Annotated in this window: 1 pseudogene; it reads left to right on the forward strand. The window is 63.8% G+C overall.

The window, feature by feature from the left end:
- Positions 1-362: pseudogene (locus tag AC5ZGW_RS47630) on the forward strand (3-hydroxyacyl-CoA dehydrogenase); the annotation flags it as partial.

Here is a 362-nt window from a genome sequence, read left to right on the forward strand (position 1 = left end):
GGTGGTGCGTCGGGCTCACCATCGACCCCAGGCACAACAAGATCTACTGGACGCAGAAGGGCCCAGACAACGGCGGCGGGGGCCGTATCTTCCGCGCCAACGTGGAAATTCCGCAAGGCGAGACGGCCGAGAAGCGTTCCGACGTCGAGGTGTTCTTCGATGGCCTGCCGGAGCCGATCGACCTCGAGCTCGATCTGAAGAACCGCCTCCTGTACTGGACCGATCGTGGCGATGCGCCGCGTGGCAACACCGTCAGCCGGGCCTCAATCGACCACAAGCTCGCCGAGCCCGAGATCGTGTTGAGCCATCTGATGGAAGCGATCGGCATTGCGCTGGACGTCCCGCACGATCGGATCTTCGTG

It is taken from the genome of Bradyrhizobium sp. Crot121 (assembly GCF_059512385.1).